The 22,904-nt window shown below is 62.9% G+C and carries 20 protein-coding genes, 1 tRNA gene and 1 riboswitch; of the genes, 14 read left to right on the top strand and 7 right to left on the bottom strand.

Features of this window, described 5'->3' with window-relative positions:
• Positions 1–72: 72 nt before the first annotated feature.
• Positions 73–303 carry a 50S ribosomal protein L31 gene (rpmE, locus tag DX905_RS01455; RefSeq protein WP_116089745.1) on the top strand — a complete coding sequence of 77 codons (231 nt, stop codon included), beginning with the start codon at positions 73–75 and terminating at the stop codon, positions 301–303.
• A gap of 17 nt (positions 304–320) precedes the next feature.
• Here rpmE and DX905_RS01450 read toward each other — a convergent pair whose 3' ends face one another.
• Complete coding sequence (locus tag DX905_RS01450) at positions 321–1,184, bottom strand: XdhC family protein (protein ID WP_240320914.1); 864 nt, start codon at positions 1,182–1,184, stop codon at positions 321–323.
• 145 nt (positions 1,185–1,329) lie between these two features.
• Between DX905_RS01450 and DX905_RS01445 the strand changes: the two genes are divergently transcribed.
• Positions 1,330–1,734, top strand: coding sequence for a VanZ family protein (locus tag DX905_RS01445; RefSeq protein WP_205412175.1), 405 nt, complete (start codon positions 1,330–1,332; stop codon positions 1,732–1,734).
• Here DX905_RS01445 and DX905_RS01440 read toward each other — a convergent pair.
• Positions 1,696–2,859: a tetratricopeptide repeat protein gene (locus tag DX905_RS01440; RefSeq protein ID WP_116089743.1), complete on the bottom strand. Its 1,164-nt coding sequence runs from the start codon at positions 2,857–2,859 to the stop codon at positions 1,696–1,698. The genes DX905_RS01445 and DX905_RS01440 overlap by 39 nt on opposite strands.
• Positions 2,860–2,874: 15 nt before the next feature.
• A tRNA-Ser gene (locus DX905_RS01435) sits at positions 2,875–2,964 on the bottom strand.
• Positions 2,965–3,064: 100 nt separating this feature from the next.
• On the opposite strand from DX905_RS01435, the gene DX905_RS01430 reads away from it, so the two are divergent.
• The 9 genes from DX905_RS01430 (at position 3,065) to DX905_RS01390 (ending at position 11,938) form a co-directional block, all read left to right on the top strand.
• Positions 3,065–4,156 carry a lytic murein transglycosylase gene (locus tag DX905_RS01430; protein ID WP_420822128.1) on the top strand — a complete coding sequence of 364 codons (1,092 nt, stop codon included), beginning with the start codon at positions 3,065–3,067 and terminating at the stop codon, positions 4,154–4,156.
• A 58-nt stretch (positions 4,157–4,214) separates the two neighbouring features.
• Entirely contained in the window at positions 4,215–5,396 is a 1,182-nt protein-coding gene (locus DX905_RS01425) for a D-alanyl-D-alanine carboxypeptidase family protein (RefSeq protein ID WP_116092238.1), read from the top strand.
• Positions 5,393–6,028, top strand: a complete 636-nt coding sequence (gene tmk, locus DX905_RS01420) for a dTMP kinase (RefSeq protein WP_116089742.1) — start codon at positions 5,393–5,395, stop codon at positions 6,026–6,028. The genes DX905_RS01425 and tmk overlap by 4 nt, the downstream gene beginning before the upstream one ends.
• Complete coding sequence (locus DX905_RS01415) at positions 6,025–7,005, top strand: DNA polymerase III subunit delta' (protein ID WP_116089741.1); 981 nt, start codon at positions 6,025–6,027, stop codon at positions 7,003–7,005. The genes tmk and DX905_RS01415 overlap by 4 nt, the downstream gene beginning before the upstream one ends.
• A 5-nt stretch (positions 7,006–7,010) precedes the next feature.
• Complete coding sequence (gene metG / locus DX905_RS01410; RefSeq protein WP_116089740.1) at positions 7,011–8,528, top strand: methionine--tRNA ligase; 1,518 nt, start codon at positions 7,011–7,013, stop codon at positions 8,526–8,528.
• Entirely contained in the window at positions 8,528–9,304 is a 777-nt protein-coding gene (locus DX905_RS01405) for a TatD family hydrolase (RefSeq protein ID WP_116089739.1), read from the top strand. The genes metG and DX905_RS01405 overlap by 1 nt, the downstream gene beginning before the upstream one ends.
• Complete coding sequence (locus tag DX905_RS01400) at positions 9,301–10,068, top strand: MBL fold metallo-hydrolase (protein ID WP_116089738.1); 768 nt, start codon at positions 9,301–9,303, stop codon at positions 10,066–10,068. Before DX905_RS01405 ends, DX905_RS01400 begins: the two co-directional genes overlap by 4 nt.
• 35 nt (positions 10,069–10,103) lie before the next feature.
• A complete protein-coding gene (locus tag DX905_RS01395; protein ID WP_240320676.1) occupies positions 10,104–10,673 on the top strand; it encodes a retropepsin-like aspartic protease family protein in 570 nt (189 codons plus the stop codon).
• A gap of 84 nt (positions 10,674–10,757) precedes the next feature.
• A riboswitch (yybP-ykoY riboswitch) is annotated at positions 10,758–10,910 on the top strand.
• Between the two features lie 17 nt (positions 10,911–10,927).
• Entirely contained in the window at positions 10,928–11,938 is a 1,011-nt protein-coding gene (locus DX905_RS01390) for a sodium:calcium antiporter (protein ID WP_116089737.1), read from the top strand.
• Here DX905_RS01390 and DX905_RS01385 read toward each other — a convergent pair.
• Complete coding sequence (locus DX905_RS01385; protein ID WP_116089736.1) at positions 11,935–14,373, bottom strand: TonB-dependent receptor; 2,439 nt, start codon at positions 14,371–14,373, stop codon at positions 11,935–11,937. The two genes, DX905_RS01390 and DX905_RS01385, sit on opposite strands and share 4 nt — an antisense overlap.
• Before the next feature lie 83 nt (positions 14,374–14,456).
• Between DX905_RS01385 and DX905_RS01380 the strand changes: the two genes are divergently transcribed.
• The 3 genes from DX905_RS01380 to DX905_RS01370 all read left to right on the top strand — a co-directional run bounded on the left by DX905_RS01380 (position 14,457) and on the right by DX905_RS01370 (position 19,342).
• Complete coding sequence (locus DX905_RS01380) at positions 14,457–15,701, top strand: putative DNA modification/repair radical SAM protein (RefSeq protein WP_116089735.1); 1,245 nt, start codon at positions 14,457–14,459, stop codon at positions 15,699–15,701.
• Between the two features lie 266 nt (positions 15,702–15,967).
• Entirely contained in the window at positions 15,968–17,365 is a 1,398-nt protein-coding gene (locus DX905_RS01375; protein WP_116092236.1) for a UdgX family uracil-DNA binding protein, read from the top strand.
• Positions 17,366–17,404: 39 nt separating this feature from the next.
• Positions 17,405–19,342, top strand: a complete 1,938-nt coding sequence (locus DX905_RS01370) for an OPT family oligopeptide transporter (protein WP_116089734.1) — start codon at positions 17,405–17,407, stop codon at positions 19,340–19,342.
• Here the strand turns inward: DX905_RS01370 and DX905_RS01365 are convergent.
• From DX905_RS01365 to uvrC, 3 genes are read right to left on the bottom strand one after another with little or no spacing between them, the layout of a single operon-like run.
• The gene (locus DX905_RS01365) at positions 19,337–20,152 is read right to left on the bottom strand and encodes an aldo/keto reductase (RefSeq protein ID WP_116089733.1); all 816 of its coding nucleotides are present in this window, start codon (positions 20,150–20,152) and stop codon (positions 19,337–19,339) included. The genes DX905_RS01370 and DX905_RS01365 overlap by 6 nt on opposite strands.
• A gap of 27 nt (positions 20,153–20,179) precedes the next feature.
• Positions 20,180–20,911, bottom strand: a complete 732-nt coding sequence (recO, locus tag DX905_RS01360; RefSeq protein WP_116089732.1) for a DNA repair protein RecO — start codon at positions 20,909–20,911, stop codon at positions 20,180–20,182.
• A gap of 17 nt (positions 20,912–20,928) precedes the next feature.
• Positions 20,929–22,869: an excinuclease ABC subunit UvrC gene (gene uvrC / locus DX905_RS01355; protein WP_205412173.1), complete on the bottom strand. Its 1,941-nt coding sequence runs from the start codon at positions 22,867–22,869 to the stop codon at positions 20,929–20,931.
• Between the last annotated feature and the right edge of the window lie 35 nt (positions 22,870–22,904).

Raw genomic sequence — 22,904 nt, 5'->3', positions numbered from 1 at the left:
TTTCGTGGCTGTGCCGTTAAAGGCGCGCTTCCTCCGGCTGGTCGGAAACCAGCCATTTCAGGAATTTGTCAGATGAAGAAGAATATCCACCCCGCTTATCACGCCATCAAGGTCCAGATGACCGACGGTACGGTGTTCGAGACTCGCTCCACCTGGGGCAAGGAAGGCGACACAATCCAGCTCGACATCGATCCTACCGTTCACCCTGCGTGGACCGGCGGCAAGCAGCACATGCTTGATCAGGGCGGCCAAGTTGCCCGCTTCAACAAGCGCTTCGGCGGACTGTCGCTCGGCAAGAAGTGATATCCGGGGCGTTCCGGCTAGGCCCGGAACGCCTGGATCATTCCAGACGCGATCGACAGCGCGATCTCCGCAGGTCCCTGTGCGCCTATCGACAGGCCTGCAGGCGCGTCGATGCGCGCCAGATCGGCTTCACCGAAGCCTGCCGCAGTCAGGCGCTCCAGGCGCTTGGCGTGGCTGCGTCGTGAGCCCAAAGCGGCAATATAGGCAGCAGGCGAACGCAGCGCCGCCGCCAATGCGGGATCATCGATCTTTGGGTCATGGCTGAGCGTCACTATCGCCGTGGCGGCATCGGGGCGCAGGGCTTCGACTGCCTCATCCGGCCACCGGTCATCCAATGTCGTTCCCGGAAAGCGCTCTTCGGTCAAAAAGCGTCCGCGTGGGTCGACCAGTACGGGCGCGACGTCCAGTTCGCGTGCGAACGCGGCGAGCGACTGCGCGATCTGAACCGCGCCGACGATGATCAGGCGGCGTGGGGGCGCATATCGATTTACGAAGCGCCCTTCGCCGGGAGCATCGCCGATGCGCGTTCGTCCGCTTGATAGGTCCGTAGTCAGGCTCAGCGCGGCACCGGCGGCACGTGCCGCGGCGATAGCTTCGATCAGCTCCGGCGCGAATCCTTCCGCGCGCAGCGGCTGCACCATCACCGCGATCTGCCCGCCGCACGGGAGGCCCACCGCCCACGCGCTGTCATCCGCCACGCCATAATCAAGCAAACGGGTCTGACTATCCCCGACGGTTTCGGCAGCTGCGTGCAACACCTCGCCTTCGACACAGCCGCCTGAGACGGAGCCCTCGAAACGGCCATCCTCATGGACCAGCATGTGACTGCCACGCGGCCGTGGGGCAGAGCCCCATGTCGCGGTTACCGTTGCCAGCGCCATTCTTGCGGGCGCCCAGTTACGGGCAGCGGCTATCAGGCGGTCGAGTTCGTTCGATTGGGTCACTGTCCCGCCCTTGCACATCGGCGGGCCGCCGGGCAATTGCTCTGCTTTACGCCAAGGGTGTCAGCGGGCATGGGGGCTGCGCATGTCGCCCCTGCACCGCCTGTTCGTGCTCGCCTTCTGGGCGGCCGTCATCTTCGCCTACGTCTCCGCGGTCCTTCCCGCGGCCGAGGCGCCGCATATCAGCATGTGGGACAAGCTGAACCACATGGCAGCGTTCTTCACCATCACCTTCCTGGCGCGCGCTGCTTACCCCCGTCTCGCGGTGCTGCCGTTGTTCGCCTTGCTGGCAGGGTTCGGGGCGTTCATCGAGCTTAGCCAGGCCGTGCCGTTCATCCACCGCGATGCAGAATGGGACGATTGGTTTGCCGATATTGTCGCGATCCTTGTCGGCTTGGTGCTGGCTTGGCCGTTCGCCGTGCTGGCAAATAGGCGGCGTGCGCGGCGCGCGTCAGCCGCGCAGGAGGCGCCGCCCGCGCTCGACCCATGATTGCCAGCGGAGGCTGTACTGCATGAGGCGGTAGCGCAGATTGGTGCGGTCGTAGCGGATTGCCCGCTGCACATCGGACGCTGCCCCCGCCCAGTCGCGCTGCGCTTCCCGCAATTTCGCTGCCCAGGCATGGTAGCCCGCCGTAGCAGGGGCAAGCTGCTGGATCCGCTCTGCTACCTCAAGCGAAGCATCGAGATCGCCAGCTGCAGACAGGGTTTTGCTGAGCCCCCAGAGATAATCGACCACGGGTTCGAGCGCGACCGCCTGACGATGCGCCGCGATCGCCTCGTCGTAGCGCCCGGCGGCGGCGAGCCGCCGCGCGAGCGCATCATGGAGGCTAGGATGATCGGGCGCCAATGCCACCGCACGCCCGGCCAGCGCGATGCCCCGGCCTTCGTGGGCGCGGGGATGGCGCTCGGCAAGGTTGGCGAGCCAGTGGGGCGAACGCCTGGCCCGCTTGCGGGCGGTGGCGCGGAAATATTCCTGATCGAAGCTGTCTTTCAGGACAGCGAACACTAACGGCCGGAGTAATGCGACGTCATTGAGGAAAGGTCCCACCGGGTGGCCGGCGAAGGGTAGGGGGATTTGTTCGATATCCGCCTCAGCACTTAATCTGAGCATGTGGCCGAAATCTGTTTTTAGCGTCCGATCATAAGCCAGCACCATGAGTGGAACCTGCTCGATCCTACGTTCGAGCGTTTCTATGAAGCGTATCCGGCGCCGGTCCGAGGCCCAGCGAGTCTCGAACGGTGCCTTGCGGCGATCGAGCGAATATTGCGGCGATAAAGCCAGCGCTGCATTCGCACCGACAGCTGCCGCAAAGCGCAGCGCCGCATATCCACCCATGCTGGACCCGTAGCTCAGTAATCGATCGGCATCAGCGCATGCCTCTCGTATCACCGAAAGAACCAATGCCATTTCAGGGTATTGGAACCAGTCGTTGCCACGACACATGACATGGGTGGCGGTGATGCCTTCCGTTGCGAAGAAGGCCTCGCCGAAACCCGGCCGATCCATACCGGGCGGCTCATGATAGGAGTCGAACGTCACCACTTGCAGCCGGCCGTCCCCAGCCGGCACGCGCCGAACCTCTAGCTCCAGCGAGCGATAGAGGATGTCGGTCACGCTTGAACTCCAAGATGGCGGACAGGGTGGGATTCGAACCCACGGTACGGTTCCCCGCACGGCGGTTTTCAAGACCGCTGCCTTAAACCACTCGGCCACCTGTCCAGACGCGCGCTTATTGGGGGCGGAGGCGCCGAGGCGCAAGCCTCGCGCGTCCATCGTCAATGGGGTTTTCGCTTGATACCAGATTGTGGCAGGGCAGGGCATGATGTTGTCGCTTCGCGTTTCCGCCCTCCTGCTCGCCGTGTCCGCAACACCGGTCGCGGCGCAGGATGTCGCCCCCCAGGCCGAACAACCCGCGGCCGCTGCCGCTGCGGATGATACACCGCCGGCTGCAGACGCCGCCTTCACCAGTTTCATCGCCGGACTGCGGGCGCGCGCAATTGCGGAAGGGGTAAAGCCGCAAACCTTCGACCGTGAGACGGCAGGCCTGACCTTCAATCCCCGCGTGATTCGGCTCGACCGAGGCCAGCCCGGCGGCACGCTCAACGCTGGACAACCGGGTCCGATGGAGTTCGCCTCTTACCGGCGCAGCCACGTCGATCAGGCGCATATCGACAAGGGACGGACACTCTACCAGACATTGAGCGCGCAGCTTGCCGGCAATGAGGCGCGCACCGGCGTTCCGGGCAAGGTGGCACTGTCTATATTCGGGCTTGAGACGGGGTACGGGGTCTATACCGGCAGCTTCGACCTGATCCGGTCCTTTGCAACGCTAGCTTACGAAGGGCGCCGCCGCGCCTTGTTCACGGCCGAGCTGATCGCGACGCTCAAGTTGATCGACCGCGGGTTCACGCGCGCCGAAATGAAAGGCAGCTGGGCCGGCGCGACGGGCTATCCCCAATTTCTACCAAGCGTCTATTTGCGTTTGGCCGCCGATGGCGACGGCGATGGCAAGGCGGATATCTGGACGAACAAGGCCGACGCGCTTGCCTCGATCGCCGCCTACCTCCGCGAAGCGGGATGGAAGCCGGCGACGCCGTGGGGGGTAGCAGCTACCATTCCTGCGGATTTCGACCGCTCATCGGTGCGCAGCCCGCTCGTGTCGCCGCGCTGCCCGCGGGTTCACGCCCGCCTCAGCCGCTGGCTGACGATCTCCGAATGGAAGGCCAAGGGCGTAGTGATTGCCGGTTTTCCTGCTCCCGCGGACGGCGAGCTGGCGCGACTGCTGGAACCCGATGGGCCGGGCATGACCGCCTATCTGCTCACCACCAATTACGGCGCGATCCTCGATTATAATTGCTCCAACTTCTACGCGATGTCGGTTGGGCTGCTTTCGGACGCCGTGTCGAGATAGAGACTTGGCGCGGCGCGGCGGCGGGCGCTATCACAAGCTAAACCATAACGGGATGACCATGACGCGTTTCCGCTTCACCGCTTTCGCCCTTGCCGCCACCGCGCTTACCGCACTCCCGAGTGAGGCCGCCGCGCCGCCGTTCGATACGCCGGCAACCGTCGCTTTCATGAAGGATCTGTCATCGGGCGCGGTGCTCTATTCGAAAAATGCCGACCAGCGCATTCCACCGGCATCGCTTGCCAAGATGATGACCGTCTATGTTGCCTTCGACTTGATCAAGAAGGGCGAGCTCAAGCTGAGCGACATGGCGACGGTCAATCCCGAAACATGGCGCAAGTGGCATGGGCCCGAAGCCGGATCGACGATGTTCCTATCGGCAGGCGAGCGCGTGTCGGTCGCCAATCTGCTGCTCGGCATCATCACGCTGTCGGGTAACGATGCCTGTGTGGTGCTCGCGGAGCATGTTTCCGGTACGGAGCCCGCCTTTGTGGCGCTGATGAACCGCCGGGCACAGGAATTGGGGCTGAAGAACAGCCATTTCGGCACTTCCAACGGTTGGCCCGATGGCGGGGTGAGCTATGTTACGGCACGTGACCTGACCACGCTCGCGACGGCCACCATCCAGAATTTTCCCAATCTTTATAAGCAATTTTACAGCCGACCAAACTTCACCTGGGGAAAGACTCTCGGCTCCGGGGCAGACATCACCCAGGCCAATCGTGATCCCCTGCTCGGGCGTGTCGCAGGCGCGGATGGCCTTAAGACCGGCCATACCGAAGAATCGGGATACGCCTTCACCGGCTCGGCCGAGCAGAATGGCCGGCGACTGGTGATGGTGCTGTCCGGCCTCACTTCTTTCAACCAGCGGATCGAGCAATCGGTATCGTTCATCAACTGGGGTCTGCATGCATGGCAGTCCAAACCGCTCTTCGCCAAGGGCAAGCAGGTCGCCACGGCACCAGTGCAGCTGGGCAATGCGCGTGAGATCGGCCTGGTCGCCCCGCGCGATCTGGCGGTGACTTTGCCGGCCGGCATGGGGTCGGACATGAAAGTTTCGGTCGCCTATGACGGGCCGATCCGCGCACCGTTCAAGGCGGGCACCCATATCGCCGACCTGATCGTGCGCACGCCCGATGGCCCGCCGCAGGTGGTGCCGCTCGTCGCAGCTGCCGACGTCGGCGAAGCGGGCTTCTTCGATCGCGTATGGGCAGGGTTGCGCCGGCTCCTCGGCATGGCATGATCCAAGGCGCTCGCGGTCGTTTCATCAGCCTTGAAGGCGGAGAGGGCGTCGGCAAATCGACTCAAGCCCGTGCACTTGCGGCGGCGTTGCGCGAGCGCGGGCTGGATGTGGTAGAGACGCGTGAACCCGGCGGTAGCGCTGGCGCAGAAGCAATTCGTGGATTGTTGCTGGAAGGTCGGGAAGATCGCTGGAGTCCGCGTTCAGAGGCTTTGCTGTTCGCCGCAGCGCGCGCCGATCATGTCGACAAGACCATCCTGCCTGCACTCGACGCCGGCAGGTGGGTGATCTGCGATCGTTTTCTCGACAGTTCTATCGCCTATCAGGGCGGTGCTGACGGGCTTGGTGACGAAGCGATCCGGACACTCCATCAGATCGGCAGCGCCGGCCTTCTGCCCGATCGTACCGTGCTGCTCGAGATGAACGCCGCGCGGGCGAAGTCCCGCGAATTTTCCCGCGATCGAGGCCAACTGGATCGGTTTGGCAAACGAGGCGCGGTCTATCATCAGCAGGTGGCGCAGAGTTTCCATAAAATCGCCATGGCTGAACCGGTCCGCTTTAGGATAATCGATGCGGAGGGGCCTCAACCTACTATCACCCGGCGACTGTTGAAGGCGATCGAGGACTTGTTGTGATAGTTGGGCATGAGGAGCCGATCGCCGCATTCTTGGATGCTGCGCGATCGGATCGGCTGCACCATGCATGGCTGCTGGCGGGGCCCGAGGGCGTTGGAAAAGGCACGTTCGCAAGGGCGGCCGCACGCTGGCTGTTGGCGGCCGCCACGGGTCCGGATGTGCCGGGGGACCGGCTGGAGGTGCCTGAAACGCACACAATATCTTCGCTTATCAACGCCGGATCACATCCTGATTTCAAGCTGTTGGAACGGCTTCCTCGTCCAAATTCGGAGGACCTGGCCCGATCTATCACGGTAGATCAAGTCCGCAGCCTCCAGCCCCTTTTTGCCACCACGCCGAGTATGTCGGCGCGCCGCGTGGTCGTGATCGACGCGATCGACGATATGGAGCGGGGCGGCGCCAATGCCTTGCTCAAGAATCTCGAAGAGCCGCCGGCGAGCACCATTTTTCTGCTGGTAAGCCATGCGCCAGGCAGGCTTCTCCCGACCATCCGCTCGCGCTGCCGGCTCCTGCGCTTCGGCCCGCTGACGGCGGAACAGGTAGGGATCGTGCTTCGGCATGCCCTTCCCGAGGCGGATGGAAGCGAGGTCGACAGCCTCACCCGGGTGGCGGAAGGATCGCCCGGCAACGCGCTGCGCTTCGCTGGACTTGATATTGCCAGCCTGGATGCGGCGATCGAAACCCTGGCGGCGCGCGGCGATAGCAGCAACGCCCTGCGTACCGCGCTTGGCCGAACTCTTGCAACCAAGAGCGCGCAGCCTCGCTACGAGGCGTTTCTCGAGCGTGCACCTTCGCGTATCGCGGCCGCGGCACGGTGGGGGCGGCCCGATATGGGTGATACAGTCGCCTTGTGGCGGCAGGCACGCGACATTGCGGACCGCGCGGTGCGCCAATCGCTCGACCCGCAATTGACCGTCGTCGAGATTGCCGGACTGGTCGCAAAGCTTGCTCAGGCAGACCCGCCCGCTAAAGGCTGAGCCCTATGGCCGAGCCCTTCTACATCACTACCGCAATATCCTATCCCAACGGGCGGCCGCATATCGGCCACGCTTATGAGGCGATCGCCACCGACGCAATCGCGCGCTACCGGCGAATGCAGGGGCGCGATGTGTTCTTTCTCACCGGGACCGATGAACACGGCCTCAAAATGGCGCAGGCGGCCAAGGCTCGGGGCATTGAACCCAAGGCACTAGCCGATGAAATGTCGGGCTATTTCCTCGAGATGGATCAGTCCCTCAATATTTCATTCGATCGTTTTATCCGGACCACCGAGGCCGCCCATTACGACGCGAGCCAGGCAATCTGGCGCGCGATGCAGGCCAATGGCGACATTTATCTCGGCCGCTACGAAGGCTGGTATTCGGTCCGCGACGAGGCCTTCTACGACGAGAAAGAGCTGGTTGACGGGGAAGGGGGGGCGAAGCTTTCCCCGCAGGGAACCCCTGTTGAGTGGACTGTCGAAGAGAGCTGGTTCTTTCGCCTGTCGGCCTATGCTGACAAGCTGCTGGCGCATTATGAGGCTAATCCCGATTTCATCCGCCCTGAAGGGCGCCGCAACGAGGTCACGAGCTTCGTGCGCGGCGGGCTTTCGGATCTCTCGATCTCCCGTACCAGCTTCGACTGGGGGGTGCCGGTACCCGATGCTGCCGGCCACGTCATGTACGTCTGGGTCGACGCGCTGACCAATTATCTGACCGGCGCCGGTTATCCGGGAGCCGGGGGCGGCGGCTTTGGGCGCTGGCCCGCCGACCTGCACGTCATCGGCAAGGATATCGTGCGTTTCCATGCGGTCTATTGGCCCGCTTTCCTGATGTCGGCCGGCTTGCCGCTCCCCAAGCAGGTGTTCGGCCACGGCTTCCTGCTCAACAAGGGTGAGAAGATGTCGAAATCGGTCGGCAATGTCGTCGATCCGATTGAAATGGCGGCAACGTATGGCGTGGATCAGCTGCGCTATTTCCTGCTGCGCGAGGTAAGCTTCGGCCAGGATGGCAGCTACAGCCATGAGGCGATTGTAACCCGCTGCAATGCCGACCTTGCCAATGGCCTCGGCAATCTCGCCCAACGCTGCCTGTCGATCATCGCCAAAAATGCGGGGGGCGTCGTACCCACACCCGGCCCAGCCCACGACCAACTCGGGCTGGCCGCACTATTGGAGCGTGTCGAGGGGGCGATGGAAGAATTGTCGCTCAATCGTGCGCTGGAGATCGTGTGGGACGGCGTGGCGCTCGCCAACCGCTATTTCGCCGACATGGCGCCCTGGTCCTTACGCAAGGAAGATCCGGCGATGGCTGACGGCGTACTATACTGGACCGCTGAGGCGGTGCGCATCCTCGCGATCCTGTCACGCTGGGCGATCCCGGCCAGCGCCGATGCATTGCTTGATTTACTTGGTCAGGATGCCGAAGCGCGCGATTTCTCGGCACTGCGCACAGCGATCGCACCCGGCACGCAATTGCCCGCGCCGCAGGGTGTGTTCCCGCGCTGGGTGGAGCCAAGCTGATGCTGATCGATAGCCACTGCCATCTCAATTATAAGGGACTGGTCGAAGATCAGGCAGCGGTGCTTGCGCGTGCTCGCGCTCGCGGTGTGACCGGCATGCTCAACATCTCGACACGCGAACGCGAATGGCTAGAGATCATCGCCACAGCCGAGCGCGAGCCCGATGTTTGGGCGTCCGTCGGCATCCACCCCCATGAGGCCGATGAGCATCCCGACGTCGATGCGGCCAAATTGATAGCGGCCGCCGCGCACCCGAAGGTCGTCGGCATCGGCGAGACCGGGCTGGACTATTTCTACGACCATTCGGATCGGGCGCAGCAACGCCGCAGCTTTCGTGCGCACATCGCAGCCGCGCGCGAGACCGGCCTGCCGCTCATCGTGCATACGCGCGAGGCCGAAGCGGATACTGCGGAGATCATCGCCGATGAAATGGGGAAGGGGGCCTTTCCGGCCTTAATTCATTGCTTCACGGCAAGCCACGGCTTTGCCCAGGAGATGCTGAAGCTCGGCCTCTACATCTCGATAGCCGGCATCGTAACTTTCAAGAATGCGCGGAAATTGCAGGAAACGGTCGCGACATTGCCTGGCGATCGCATGTTGATCGAGACCGACGCGCCCTTCCTCGCGCCGGTGCCGCACCGGGGAAAGCCCGGCGAGCCTGCTTTTGTCGCCGACACGGCCGCCTTCATTGCCAATCTGCGGGGCGAAGAGTTGGATGAGCTGACGGAGCGGACCGCCAATAATTTCCTCACATTGTTCAGCAAAGCGCGGGCGTGAAGCTGACGCTCCTCGGCTGCGGGACATCGTCCGGCGTGCCGCGGATCGGGAATGATTGGGGCGCGTGCGACCCGTCCGAGCCGCGCAATCGACGCACGCGCGCGTCCATCCTGGTGCAGAGCGGCCCGATCACGATCCTCGTCGACACGGGCCCGGACATGCGCCAGCAGCTCCTCATGGCCAATAGCGGGGCCGTGGATGCGGTGCTGTGGACGCACGAACATGCCGACCACACCCACGGCATCGATGACCTGCGTCAGCTATTTCACATGACGGGTAAGCCGGTGCCTTGTTATGCCCGGGCACGTACGCTGGAGTCGCTGGAGCGCCGTTTCCGCTACGTTTTCCATGGACGTGGCGGCTATCCACCGACGGCCACCCTCACGTTGCTGGACGACGAGTTGATGCTCGGAGACCTTCGAGTGCGCACCGCCGACCAACCCCACGGTAGCATAACTTCCGCTGGGTTTCGATTCGATGGCGCCCATGGCTCCTTTGGATATTCCACCGATTTCCATCATCTTACGGGAGAGATGGAAGAACTCTTCGCAGGTGTGGACGTATGGGTGGTGGACGCGTTGCGGCACGCGCCACATCCCACCCATGCCGATCTCGCGACGACCTTGGACGCGATCGTGCGCGTGCGGCCCGGCCGAGCGATCCTGACGCATATGGATCAATCGATGGACTATGCCACGCTCGTCGCCGAGTTGCCGCAAGGCATCGAGCCCGGATATGACGGGCTTGAGGTCGTGATCCCATGAGCAGCGACCAGCACGCCAATGCCGTTTTCTATATATTGGCGCTGATATTGCCGCTCTCGGCATTGCTGACCCGACGCGTATCGCTGCGAAAGTCGCTGACAATGGCGGGCGCTTGGATTGCGATCTTCGTCGTCGGGCTGCTGATCTTGGGGGCGATGCGGGAATTATCCGGCGGTGGGTGGACGCGCATTACGTCCTTGCTGAGGGATGACGAGCAACACATCGCCGGAAGCACGGTGCGGCTGCGGATGGCACCGGACGGCCATTTCTGGGCGACTGTGTCGATCAACGGCGTTTCACGCAGGATGATGATCGACAGCGGCGCAACCACGACCTCACTCAACCTGGAAACCGCCAAGGCTGCAGGACTGGATCTCGCGCAAAATCCATTCCCGGTGCAGATTGACACAGCCGATGGAATGATATTCGCGCGGACATCCAGTGTGGCCCGGCTGGTACTGGGTCCGATCCGGGCTTCGGATCTGCGCGTTGTCGTGGCGCAGGAATTTGGCGACATGAACGTCTTGGGGATGAACTTCCTGTCGCGCCTGCAATCTTGGCGGGTAGAAGACCGGACGCTCATCCTTCAGCCGCGCAACCCATAACATTTTACATAATATATATTATCAAGATCAATGCGGGCACGGGGCGTGCGCCTGATTGACCTCAGCCTCCTCCGCTGCCAAAGCGCAAACTTCCTTGGGGAGTAGCCGCCCGCACCAGCGGGGCGTTCGTCAACATACTCGGCCCTCGGCCGTGGCGAAAGCAGCGAGAGCTTGGCGAGACCATGGATCGGCGAATGCCCGGGCCGGGCATGTTGCCGGTTCATGCATGTCTCCTTCCGGCCCCGGGCGATAGAATGCACATACTCTGGCTGAATTTTGCGCTGCTGATGGGATCGGCGCTTGCCATCTATTTTTCCTGTAAATTGTTCGTAAACGGCGTCGAGTGGGTGGGACGTAAGCTGGCCGTCGGCCAGCAGGCCACCGGCTCCGTCCTGGCGGCTTTCGGTACCGCCCTGCCTGAAAGCGTAGTGACCTTGGTAGCGGTCGCCTTCGGTGCCAGCGAGACATCAAAGGCGCTCGGCGTTGGTGCGGCGCTTGGAGGCCCGCTCGCCTTGGCGACGATCGCTTATGCAACCGTCGGGATCGTACTTCTGACCAGCCGCCAGAAGCTGCCGAAAACGCCCGAAATCTGCAGCGATTTCCGGAATCTGGCGCGGGACCAAGGCTGGTTTCTGGCTATCTTCGCAGGGAAGATTGCCCTGGGCCTAATTGCCTTCGCCGGGAAGCCCTGGCTCGGGCTCCTGTTCCTCGGCGCCTACGCGCTATACGTCCGCAAGGAGATGGGCGGCCATCGCGGCGAGAATGAGGGAGAGACCGAGCCCCTCACCTTCGCCCGCCATGCCGCCACGCCCGGCACCGCCATGGCCATCGTCCAGACGCTGCTCGCGCTTGCCATCATCTTCGCGGCCTCGCGCCTGTTCGTGTCGCGCCTCGAGCTGATCGGGCCTGCTCTGGGTTTGCAGCCGCATCTGCTCGCGCTGCTGCTGAGTCCGATCGCCACCGAACTTCCCGAAACGATGAATGCGATCATCTGGGTGCGGCAAGGCAAATACCGGCTCGCGCTGGCGAATATCTCCGGCGCGATGATGATCCAGGCGACGGTTCCGACTGCTTTCGGCTTGTTCTGGACACCATGGCTGCTGGACGCCCCGCTCCTGCTCGCAGCCGGCACCACCGCAGTCGCCGTGGCAATCATGTATGTCGCGTTCCGCTGCGGGGTCGTCTCGCGTCGATTGCTCGCTGGAATGGGGCTGCTTTACCTTGTCTTTGCCGGGGCATTGGTGGCGCTGCACCTGGCCCGCTAGAAAGTAACGCGCGCGCCCAGCCAGAGCGACCGCGGCGTTCCCGGCGAATAGAAGGTGGACGAGACGAGCGGCCGCTCGCCGTCGACGACCGGCCCGGCAAATGGCCGTCCGACAAAGTTACCGTTGGCATTGAAGCCGGTCGGGGAAAGCTGGGCGGCGCTGAAATAATGATTGTCGAAGGCGTTGCTGAGCTCGGCGTAGAATTTGAGGTGCGCGCTCCGACGCCAATCCAGACCGAGATTTACGATGGCATAACCGCGCGAGCGGCCTGACCCCAAATAATAGACGCCGTCTCTATGATGCTCGCCATTCTCATTGCCTCGCGCGATCATGCCGGACTGCGCGACAAGGTCCGCGCTGATGCTGAAGCGGCCAGTCACATGCAGCGCCGCGCTGGCCTTGAAGATATGGTGGGGCACCAGCGGGATCCGGTTACCCGGATCGATGTCGATGTCCCCTTCGAAGCCTGGAGCCGTGGCGTCATTGCTGCTGTTAGCGCTGCCGTCGACCGTCTCGGCAGTGCGATAGGTTGCGTCGAGCCACGTGTAATGCGCATTCATGGTAAGCCGGCCGCGTGTAGCATCCAGACCTAGCTCGACCCCCTGCCGCCGCGTTCGACCGAAGTTCCTGAAATAACCGAAGCCGGACGCATCGTCCGCGACGAATAATATGTCGTCGTGATTGTCAGCGCGGAACGCGCTGGCGGTCCACCCTACTCCGGCGACGCGCCCATGGGCGCCAAGCTCACCTGTGCGAGTCACCACTTGCTTCAGCGGTGGGTCGCCGGCGAGCGCGTTGGGAAGACGGCATGGATTGGCCGGATCCGCGCAGCCAAGCTCAATCGCCGATGGCGCCCGGCTGCTCTGGCCCAGTGTGGCATAAGCGGTGAACGTCGGGCTTGCTATAAACGTCAGCGTCGCGGCCGGATTGAAGCGGTTGTAGCGATAGTGGCCATCGAGCGAACCTGGGCCGCCACCGGGGGTGATCACGTCGCTGTTGCGGATGATCGTACGATCGTAGCGTCCGGAGATGGCCAGGCTTAGCCGCGGAAGCAGCCTCAGCGTGTCTGCCGCGAATAGACTGACGCCATCGGTGCGGCCGACAAGATCGGCCCTTGCGTCGAACGCATCCTCGGAATTCTGGCTGCCGTCGGCAAAGGCCCCGGGCCCTGTGACGCTGTTTACGCCATGGGCAGGCGTGAGATAGCCGAACTGCGAAGATTGCCGGAAATGAGCGCGGTTCACCTCCCATGTTCCGCCGACGACCAGCCGATTATTGCCGGTGATCCAGCTGAGTTCGGCCGATCCGCCCAGGTCATGTTGCTCGGTCGCTGAACGGTTGATCAATCCGTTGCACGTTTCATTCGGCTCGCTGTCCAGCAGAATGTTGGCAATGCAGCGCCACTTTGGAAAAGGCGCATCATCCTGGGTCTCGCCGCTGACGGGAAAGCCGGTATAGCCGGCGGCGGCCAACGCCCCCTGCTCCACCGCGTCGGGCTGGTAGAAATCTCCCCCCAGCGCATCGTCGTTGATGTCGCCGTTATACGTGCGCGAGCGGATATGGCGATAATGAACGTTGCCGTGCAGCGTAAGCGCGCTTCCAAAATCGTGCCGGAGAGAGAGCGTGCTGGCGTAGGAGCGGTTCTGGCTGTTGTCTGGTTGGGTGTAGACGCTGGCGTAATCGGCCGCGAGCAGCCGCACGTCCTGCAGGCCATTACCATTGAGGTCGCTCTCGGCGAAGCTGGCGGACCATTCCAGCCGCGTCCCGCCGGAGCCCCACCCCAGTTTCGCGAATACCTGATCGGCGTTTGACGGCGAAAAATCGCGCCAACCGCGCTCCTGGAAATGATTAGCGGTGATGAACCAATCAACTTCGTTGTGCGAGCCCGCAGTTTCCGCTTCAATCCGCCAGCGTCGGTGCGAACCATAATTGGCTTCCAGCGACGTGCCGCCGCCGTCGCGTCCATCCCGCGTATGGATCGCCAACGCTCCTCCGAGGGAGTTGCGCCCGAACAGCGGGTTTGAGCCGGGCACCAGATCGACGACCAGAATCGCATCTCGCGGGATCAGATCCCAGCTCACTACGTCGCCGAATGGCTGGTTCTGGCGCACGCCGTCGAGGAATACCGACAAGCCCTGCGGCGTTCCCAATAAAGGCGACGCCGTAAAACCGCGGTAATTAACGTCCGGCTGTAGCGGATTACTCTGCGTGGCGTTGATATAGACGCTGCCCAGGCGGCGCCCGAGATATTCGGAAAGATCGAGCGCATGCATCGCGGCAATGTCGGCGGCGCTGCCTACCTGAGTGCCCAACGCGCCATTTCTCTCGTCCAAAGGCGTTTGCGCGGTAACGATGATTTCAGGGACGGTAGCTTGTGATGGCGCCCCAATCACCACTGCCGCGGCGATCGGCCATATGCGCAGGATCGTAGCCATCGCGCTGCGCCTATCTCCCTGAATTCTCGCGTCAACTGCTGATGCCAGTTGCTTTCTTGGCTGGCCGAACATATCAGGAACATATGGCGCAACTCGACACCCGAGAAAAGCTGGCGATCCTGGCGGATGCGGCCAAATATGATGCGTCCTGCGCCTCCTCGGGTACCGCGAAGCGTAGTTCGCGCGATGGTAAAGGCCTGGGATCGACGGATGGCGGCATGGGCATCTGTCACGCTTACGCGCCCGACGGTCGCTGTATTTCCCTGCTGAAGATATTGCTGACCAATAGCTGCATCTTCGACTGTCATTATTGCATAAATCGGAAGAGTTCGAACGTTCGCCGCGCACGCTTTACTGTAGACGAGGTGGTTCAGCTCACCCTCGCTTTCTATCGGCGCAATTATATCGAGGGACTGTTCCTGTCTTCCGGGATCATTCGATCGTCGGATTACACGATGGAGCAGATCGTGGAAGTCGCCCGGCGGTTGCGGGAGGATCATCAATTCCGCGGCTACATCCATCTCAAGACGATACCCGATGCCGATCCCGAATTGGTGCACCAGGCCGGCCTTTATGCCGACCGCCTATCGATCAATGTCGAATTGCCCACGGCAAGCGGACTGAAGAGGCTTGCTCCGGAAAAGTCGGGCGTCCGGATCGAAGGCGCAATGGGCGATCTCAAGGGCGCAATTGAGGATGGTCAGGACGCCAGAAAACATTACCGCTCCGCGCCAAAATTCGCTCCGGCCGGCCAATCGACGCAGATGATCGTGGGCGCAGACAGTGCGAACGATGCAGAAATCATCGGCAGCGCGAGCCGGCTCTACGATCAGTTCCGGCTGCGGCGGGTTTACTATTCCGCGTTCAGCCCAATTCCCGACGCAAGCACTATCCTGCCGCTAAAGCGTCCTCCCCTCATCCGCGAACATCGGCTTTATCAGTCAGATTGGATGATGCGCTTTTACGGCTTTGCCGCTCATGAAGTCACGGCAGCGGCGGGCGACGATGGCATGCTGCCGCTGGATATGGACCCCAAACTTGCCTGGGCATTGAAGTTTCGCGGAGTTTTCCCGGTCGATATCAATCGCGCACCCAAAGAGATGCTGCTGCGCGTGCCCGGTCTGGGTACCAAGGCGGTCGCCGCCATTCTGTCCTCGCGGCGCACGCATGCATTGCGACTCGGGGACGTCGCGCGTCTCGCCGTTTCCCTCAAAAAGATCCGGCCGTTCATTGTGGCGGCGGACTGGCGTCCGGTGGCACTGGCGGATTGCGTGTTTCCGCTGCTCGAAGCGAAATCGACCGCGCAATTGGAACTCTTCGCGGCATGAAGGCCGTTTCGCGCATGCACCATTTGCAATCCGTGAAGATAGGTTTCTATGCTGTTTTCTAACGATAATATGCTATGTGGCTGTACAGCGAAATTGACCGGGGGGTCATGCTATGTCGACGTTGCTTGGAGTGCTTGCGGCAGTTTACGGCGGATCCATGCTGATCATTGCCGGTGGGAGCCTGGTCTGGGTTTTCTCGTCGCGTTTCGGCCGCACGGCGGGGGAAAATTTAGAAACCGATTGATCGCCATGGCGGCGTGCTGATGATGCGTGTCGCGACCATTGCCACCCAAGACGATTTCGATGGCTGGCGCCTGGAGGCGCGTGAACTTGCTTGCGCGGGCGTGCCGGCGGGTGAGGTGACGTGGCGCGTCGGTGATGAGTTCGGCGATTTGCTGGCCTCCGCGGGAGGGGCCGCTCCGGCAGTGGCGGGCGTAATGCCTTTTTCGGTGCCCAGACCGTTTCTCGATTTAGCGCGTGCGGCCATCCGCCATTCGGATCCCGAGCGCTTTGGCCTGCTTTACTCGATGCTGCTCAGGTTGCGCGCTATGCCGTTGCTGATCCAGGATCAGACCGATCCGCTGCTGCGGCGGATAGAAGCCATGGCGAAGGAGGTTAGGCGCGATATCCATAAGATGCGCGCTTTCCTGCGTTTTCGGGAAGTCGGCGAAGGCGAGCAACGGGGCTTCGTTGCCTGGTTCGAGCCCACCCACCACATCGTTCGCGCCAATGCGGCTTTCTTCATTGATCGGTTTGCGTCGATGCGCTGGTCGATCCTGACCCCGGAACTGTCCCTGCACTGGGACGGCGAAACGTTGCGGGAAGCGCCTGGCGCTCAACGGGCGGACGCACCGGACGGCGATCCGCTCGAGGAGACGTGGAAGACTTATTATGCCTCGATCTTCAATCCGGCACGGGTGAAGATTGGCGCGATGCTGAAGGAAATGCCGCGCAAATATTGGAAAAACATGCCGGAAACGGCGTTGGTCTCCAGCCTGATCGCTGGCGCGCAGGCACGGGAGAGCGCGATGGTGGCGACAAGCCGCGAAAATCTGGGAGGCAATGTCGCCGGCTCGTGGGAAGCGCTGCGTGAAGAAGCGATGGGGTGCACGCGCTGCCCGCTCTACAAGGACGCGACGCAAACCGTGTTCGGCGAAGGGCCGCTCGATGCCCGCTTGATGTTCGTAGGCGAGCAGCCCGGCGATCAGGAGGACATTGCGGGAAAGCCGTTCATCGGCCCGGCGGGTCAGATGTTCGATCGAGCGCTCGCACAGGCCGGCCTCGATCGCGCGCGCAGTTACGTTACCAACGCGGTCAAGCATTTCAAATATGAACAGCGTGGCAAACGCCGCATCCATTCCAAACCCAATGCCGGCGAAATTCAGGCCTGCCGGTGGTGGTATGGCCAGGAGCGTGAGTTGATCCGACCTGCTGTGACGGTCGCGCTGGGAGCGACCGCGGCACGGCAGATGCTTGGCAAGGCGGTGACCATCAGTGGCGCCCGGGGCATTGCGCATCGGCTGGAGGACGGCAGCGAAGGTTGGGCGACGATCCATCCCAGCTTCTTGCTGCGGATTCACGAGCGCGATGAGGCGGATGCCGAGTTTGGACGCTTTGTCGAAGATCTGAAGCGGGTGAAGGACCGTCTCACGGCGCTCGCCTGACTGCTCGACTCTGCCGGGGCCATCCGGCTAGGTGGCGCAATGGCTTCGAAACCCGCTTCCCGCCCGCCCGAGATCACGCTGCGGGGCATCGCGCTCGGCTGTTTCATCACGCTGCTGTTCACCGCGGCCAATCTTTATCTGGGCCTTAAGGTCGGGCTGACGATCGCCACGTCCATCCCGGCAGCCGTGATCTCGATGGCGCTGCTGCGCAATTTCAAGAATTCCAACATCTTCGAAAACAATATCGTCCAGACGATCGCCAGTGCGGCCGGTACCTTGTCTTCAATCGGCTACGTCTTGCCCGGCCTGGTCATGGTCGGCTGGTGGACCGGATTCAGCTTTTGGATGACCTTCGCCGTATGCGCCATCGGCGGACTGCTGGGTGTCTTGTTTAGCGTGCCGCTGCGGCGGGCATTGGTCACCGGGTCTGACCTCCCCTACCCTGAAGGCGTTGCCGCCGCCGCGGTGCTCAAGGTCGGCTCCGAGACTGCGGCCGGCGCTGCAGAGAGCAAGGTCGGTTTGCGCGTTATCATCGCAGGCAGCATCGCATCCGCATTCTATTCGGCCCTGGCAGCAACCCAGATCGCCACTGCCGAGATCAGCAAATGGTTTCGCGTCGGTCCGGCGGGAACGGGAATCGATGCCAGCATGTCGTTCGCCCTGATTGGCGCCGGCCATCTCGTCGGCCTTACCGTAGGGCTCGCAATTTTGTGGGGTGTGGTGCTGGGCTTCGGCATCATCACACCATTGTTGACCTATCTTGCCGGCACGCCCGATGCAGCACAGGCGGTGTGGGCGCATCAGGTGCGCTTCTTCGGCGCGGGGGTGATCGGCGTCGCGGCTCTGTGGACGCTCGCTACCTTGATCGTCCCGATCCTCGGCGGGCTGAAAGATTCGCTCGAGGCTTCGCGCTCGCGCAAGGCAGGTAATGAGTTGCTTGCGATCGAAGAGCAGGATTTGCCGGTGGCGATACTTGGCCTGGGGCTCATGGTGCTGATCGTGCCGCTGGCGATCGTCCTCTACGAATTCCTGATCGCCGGCCCGCTCGCGAGTCTTACGTGGCCGCTGATCATCCTCGGCATCGTCTATGTCATCATCGCCGGCGCGATCGTCGCAGCTGTCTGCGGTTATATGGCCGGCCTTATCGGTGCGTCCAACAGCCCGGTATCGGGGCTGGGTATCCTGGGCGTGGTCGGCGCCGGATTGGTGCTGGCGATCTTCGTAAAGCCGCACGTGCCAGCCGGCGCCGTGCAGCATCTCGTCGCCTTTGCGCTGTTCCTGACCGCCTTGATCTTCTCGACCGCGACCATATCGAACGACAATCTACAGGACCTGAAGACCGGGCAACTGGTCGGCGCCACGCCATGGAAGCAGCAGGTGGCACTGATGATCGGCGTCATTGCCGGCTCGCTCGTCATTCCGGTCGCGCTGAACCTTTTGAACCAGGCTTATGGATTCGCGCCGCTGGAAGGCGCGGCACCCCCTGCCCCACTGGCAGCGCCTCAGGCGACGCTGATCAGCACGTTGGCCAAGGGCGTGCTCGGTGCCGGCCTGGATTGGCCGATCATCGGCGCAGGCGTCGCTGTCGGGATCGTGCTGATCCTTATTGATGCCCTGCTCGGCAAGCTGGGCAAACGGCGTGTGCCGCCGCTGGCGGTCGGACTCGGGATTTATTTGCCAATGGGCGCGACCCTGCCCGTGGTCATCGGCGCGATCATCGGCCGCCTTTACGAGAAGCGAACCGGTACCGAGGTTGCCGCGCGGACCGGTGTGTTGCTCGCATCGGGATTCATCGTCGGCGACGGGCTGTTCGGGGTGGCATTGGCCGGCATCATCGTGGCGACGGGCAGCGGCACGCCGCTAGCTCTCGTAGGGGAAGGCTTCGCTACCCCGGCCATTTTTGTCGGCCTCGCGGTTTTCGGCGCGATCCTCGCTTATCTCTATCGCTGGATCGCGCGGGTCTCCGCCAGCCTATAGCAGCTCCGGGTCCGGGCCGATCCGGCCATCGGCACGGTCCAGCCGCGCAATCGCATGCACGTCGTCGACGTCGAGCGCGAAGCCGAACACGTCCAGATTTTCCGCCTGGCGCGCTCGACTGGACGATTTCGGAATGACCGTAAGACCGTTGTCGATATGCCAGCGGAGGATGACCTGCGCGGGTGTGCGGTCATGCTTGCGGGCGATTTTAGCGATCACGGCATCGGCGAGCACGCCGCCTCGTCCCAGCGGCGACCAGCTTGTTGTGACGATATCGTTCTCGTCATGGTAAGCGCGCAGCTCAACCTGCTGAAAATAGGGATGTAGCTCAACCTGGTTGACCGCAGGCACGACACCCGTGTCGTGGATGATGCGCTCAAGGTGGGTCATGGTGAAGTTGGATACGCCGATAGATTTGACCCGACCCTCGTCGCGTAGCCGGACCAAAGCTTTCCAGCTGTCGGCGTAAAGGTCCTGCCGGGGTACCGGCCAGTGGATAAGATAAAGATCAATTACGTCCAGCCCGAGCGCTTCGTAGCTCGCGTCGAACGCCCGTAGCGCGCGATCATAGCCATGGTCGTCGTTGAACAATTTCGTGGTGACGAACACCTGCCTGCCGCTGGCGCGTACCGCCCGGCCGACGCCGGCCTCGTTGCGGTAGAAAGCGGCGGTATCGACCGCCTTGTAACCCAGGTCGATCGCATCGGCGACCAACCGCTCCGTCTCCTCCGGTGGGACCAGAAACACGCCATAGCCGAGCTGGGGCATCGCCGCGCCATCATTGAGGATGATCGTGGGTTGATCCGGCATTGAGCGACTCCTTTGCCTTCCTTTGTCTCAGCCGGTGACGCGCTTCAAGCGATCGACCAGGCGTTCGCGCGCGGCCAGTATCTCAGCGGCGCGGCCATGGAGAAGATCGCGCTCGAGGAAATGGCCCGTCAGACGGAAGCCGTCGATGATATCCTGCCAATCCCCTGCCCCACCGTCCGTGAGGAAGGGGGGCAGCGGTAATAGGCGATCGCGATAACCCTCCCCCGCCGTCCGACTGACGGCGCCGCCGCTCTTGGGGCTGACATAGGCCAAATCCTCGCGCGCCCCGCCGGCGACGCACGCCGATAGATCGAGGCCGAAGCCAAGCTCGGACAGGAGGAGCAGTTCGTAGCGCACCAACGCCGCAGCCCAGGCCCGTGCCGCCGGTGCCGCCACCACTGCAGCCAGGACACCGTCGAGCGCCGCATAGAGGCGGGGATAAGGCTGCACCTCGGGTAAGGCGGTGGCAGTCAGGGCGGTCGTCCATTCGATCGCTGCCACCGGCAAAGCCTCGCTCAGCATCGACGCGCGGCTTTCGGTGAGCTCGACCGTCAGCGCGGGCAATTGCTCGTCCGTGCGGGCGCGAAAGTCCGCGCGGACGAGATTTCCCGGCACGAGGATCGGCCGCAGCCGCCGCGAGCGCCCCCCTCTTACATAGCCTGCCAGCATGCCGTCGGTGGGCGTGAATGCGCGCACGATCGCGCCATGCTCGCCGTGGGCGCGCACCGCGCAGACGATCGCCTGGGCTTCGACATGCATAAGGCGGTGCTAGGCCGTCACCCGCTTGGATGAAAGTGATCGTAGATCGCGCGCGCCATCGCAGCAGAGACGCCCGGCGCCTTCTGCAGATCCTCCAGCCCGGCGCTCTTGACGGCTTTGGCCGTGCCAAAATGCATCAACAATGCCTTCTTGCGCGCCGGCCCGATGCCGGCGACATCGTCGAGCGGGCTGCTGGTGAAGGCTGCGGCACGCTTGGTACGGTGCGCCCCGATTGCGAAGCGGTGGGCCTCGTCGCGCAACCGCTGCAGATAAAACAGGACGGGCGAGTTCATCGGAAGCATTGATTCGCGGCCGTCGGGCAAGTGGAAATGCTCGCGCCCCGCGTTGCGATCCGGGCCTTTGGAGATGCCGACCACCGGCACGTCGTGCACGCCCATCTCTTCCATCGTCTTGTAGACGGCTGAGACCTGCCCCTTTCCACCGTCGATCAGCAACAGATCGGGCCATTCGCCGGATTTGCGGTCCGGATCCTCGCGCTCCAGTCGGGCAAAGCGCCGTTCCAGCACTTCGCGCATCATCGCGAAGTCGTCGCCCGGCGCGGTCTCGGGGCGCTTGATGTTGAACTTGCGATACTGGCCATTGCGGAACCCTTCCGGCCCCGCCACCACCATCGCCCCCACCATATTCGTGCCCATGATATGGCTATTGTCGTAAATCTCGATCCGGTTGGGCACCGCCTCCAGCTCGAACAGGTCGGCGACTTCGCGCAGCAACCTCGACTGGGTCGCGCCCTCTGCCAGCCTGCGATCGAGCGCTTCTTCCGCGTTACGCGTTGCCTGAGCCAGCAAGCGGCGCTGCTCGCCCCGTTGCGGCACCTTGAGCACGACCTTGCGCTCGGCCTTGGCCGCCAGCGCTTCCGCTACCAGCTCCGCTTCAGGCAGGATCCGGTCGGTCAGGATCAGCCGCGGCGGCGGCACCTCCTCATAAAATTGCATCATGAAGCTCGTCAGAACTTCATCTTCCGGTATTTCGGCCGTGTGCGTCGGGAAGAAGGCGCGGTGCCCCCAATTCTGGCCGCCACGAATGAAGAACGCCTGGATGCCGATCTGGCCGGACTTGCAGGCCAATGCGAAGACGTCGGCCTCGTCCACGCCATCCGCATTGATCGCCTGCGTACCCTGGATGAAGGTCAGAGCCTTCAGCCGGTCGCGCAGGACCGCCGCCAGCTCGAAGTCCATCGCTTCGGCCGCTTCCGCCATCTGCGCGCTCAGCCGTTTCTGCACTTGCGTCGACTTGCCGGCGAGGAAGGCCGTCGCATCGGCAACCAGCTCGGCATAATCCTCGACGCTGATACGGTCGACGCACGGCGCCGAGCAGCGCTTGATCTGATGGAGCAAGCACGGTCGCGTGCGGTTTGCGAAAAAACTGTCGGTGCATGAGCGCAACAGGAACAATTTCTGTAGCGAGGTGAGGGTCTTCCTCACCGCTCCGGCCCCCGCGAATGGCCCGAAATACTGACCCTTGGCGCGCCGGGCGCCGCGATGCAGCTGCGCACGTGGGAAAGCATGATCCTCCCGCAGCAAGATGAAGGGAAAGCTTTTATCGTCGCGCAGCAGCACATTGTACGGCGGCCGGAATCGCTTGATAAGCTGCGCCTCGAGCAGCAGCGCCTCGGCTTCCGTATTCGTCGTGACGATCGTCATGCCGCGCGTTTGCGCGATCATGCGCGTCAGTCGCTTAGGCAGGCGGCTGACCTGCGTGTAATTGCTGACGCGATTCTTGAGCGCGCGCGCCTTGCCGACATAGAGCACGTCGCCGCGCGCATCGAGCATGCGGTAAACGCCCGGCCGTACGGGCAAGGTCTTGAGGACGTTGCGGATCGCAGCAATGCCCGCCTCGATATCGGGCGCGCCGGCGCCGCCGGCCTCGCCGCGAACCGAATAGGTCGCCTTCTCCTCGCTGAAACGGTCGCCCAGGTCTTTGGTGGTGTCGCTCACATTGCTGATTTAGGAGCCAAAACCCGATCATGCCA

This window comes from Sphingomonas crusticola (genome assembly GCF_003391115.1).
GTDB lineage: Bacteria > Pseudomonadota > Alphaproteobacteria > Sphingomonadales > Sphingomonadaceae > Sphingomonas_I > Sphingomonas_I crusticola.
This window is presented reverse-complemented; position numbering and strand designations above follow the sequence as displayed.

Coding starts and splice junctions, on each gene's coding strand:
- DX905_RS01445 (WP_205412175.1), top strand. CDS start 1,330: ATGTCGCCCCTGCACCGCCTGTTCGTGCTCGCCTTCTGGGCGGCCGTC.
- metG (WP_116089740.1), top strand. CDS start 7,011: ATGGCCGAGCCCTTCTACATCACTACCGCAATATCCTATCCCAACGGG.
- rpmE (WP_116089745.1), top strand. CDS start 73: ATGAAGAAGAATATCCACCCCGCTTATCACGCCATCAAGGTCCAGATG.
- DX905_RS01370 (WP_116089734.1), top strand. CDS start 17,405: ATGGCTTCGAAACCCGCTTCCCGCCCGCCCGAGATCACGCTGCGGGGC.
- DX905_RS01380 (WP_116089735.1), top strand. CDS start 14,457: ATGGCGCAACTCGACACCCGAGAAAAGCTGGCGATCCTGGCGGATGCG.
- DX905_RS01365 (WP_116089733.1), bottom strand. CDS start 20,152: ATGCCGGATCAACCCACGATCATCCTCAATGATGGCGCGGCGATGCCC.
- recO (WP_116089732.1), bottom strand. CDS start 20,911: ATGCATGTCGAAGCCCAGGCGATCGTCTGCGCGGTGCGCGCCCACGGC.
- DX905_RS01375 (WP_116092236.1), top strand. CDS start 15,968: ATGCGTGTCGCGACCATTGCCACCCAAGACGATTTCGATGGCTGGCGC.
- DX905_RS01390 (WP_116089737.1), top strand. CDS start 10,928: ATGCACATACTCTGGCTGAATTTTGCGCTGCTGATGGGATCGGCGCTT.
- DX905_RS01425 (WP_116092238.1), top strand. CDS start 4,215: ATGACGCGTTTCCGCTTCACCGCTTTCGCCCTTGCCGCCACCGCGCTT.
- DX905_RS01450 (WP_240320914.1), bottom strand. CDS start 1,184: ATGGCGCTGGCAACGGTAACCGCGACATGGGGCTCTGCCCCACGGCCG.
- DX905_RS01430 (WP_420822128.1), top strand. CDS start 3,065: ATGATGTTGTCGCTTCGCGTTTCCGCCCTCCTGCTCGCCGTGTCCGCA.
- DX905_RS01405 (WP_116089739.1), top strand. CDS start 8,528: ATGCTGATCGATAGCCACTGCCATCTCAATTATAAGGGACTGGTCGAA.
- DX905_RS01385 (WP_116089736.1), bottom strand. CDS start 14,373: ATGGCTACGATCCTGCGCATATGGCCGATCGCCGCGGCAGTGGTGATT.
- tmk (WP_116089742.1), top strand. CDS start 5,393: ATGATCCAAGGCGCTCGCGGTCGTTTCATCAGCCTTGAAGGCGGAGAG.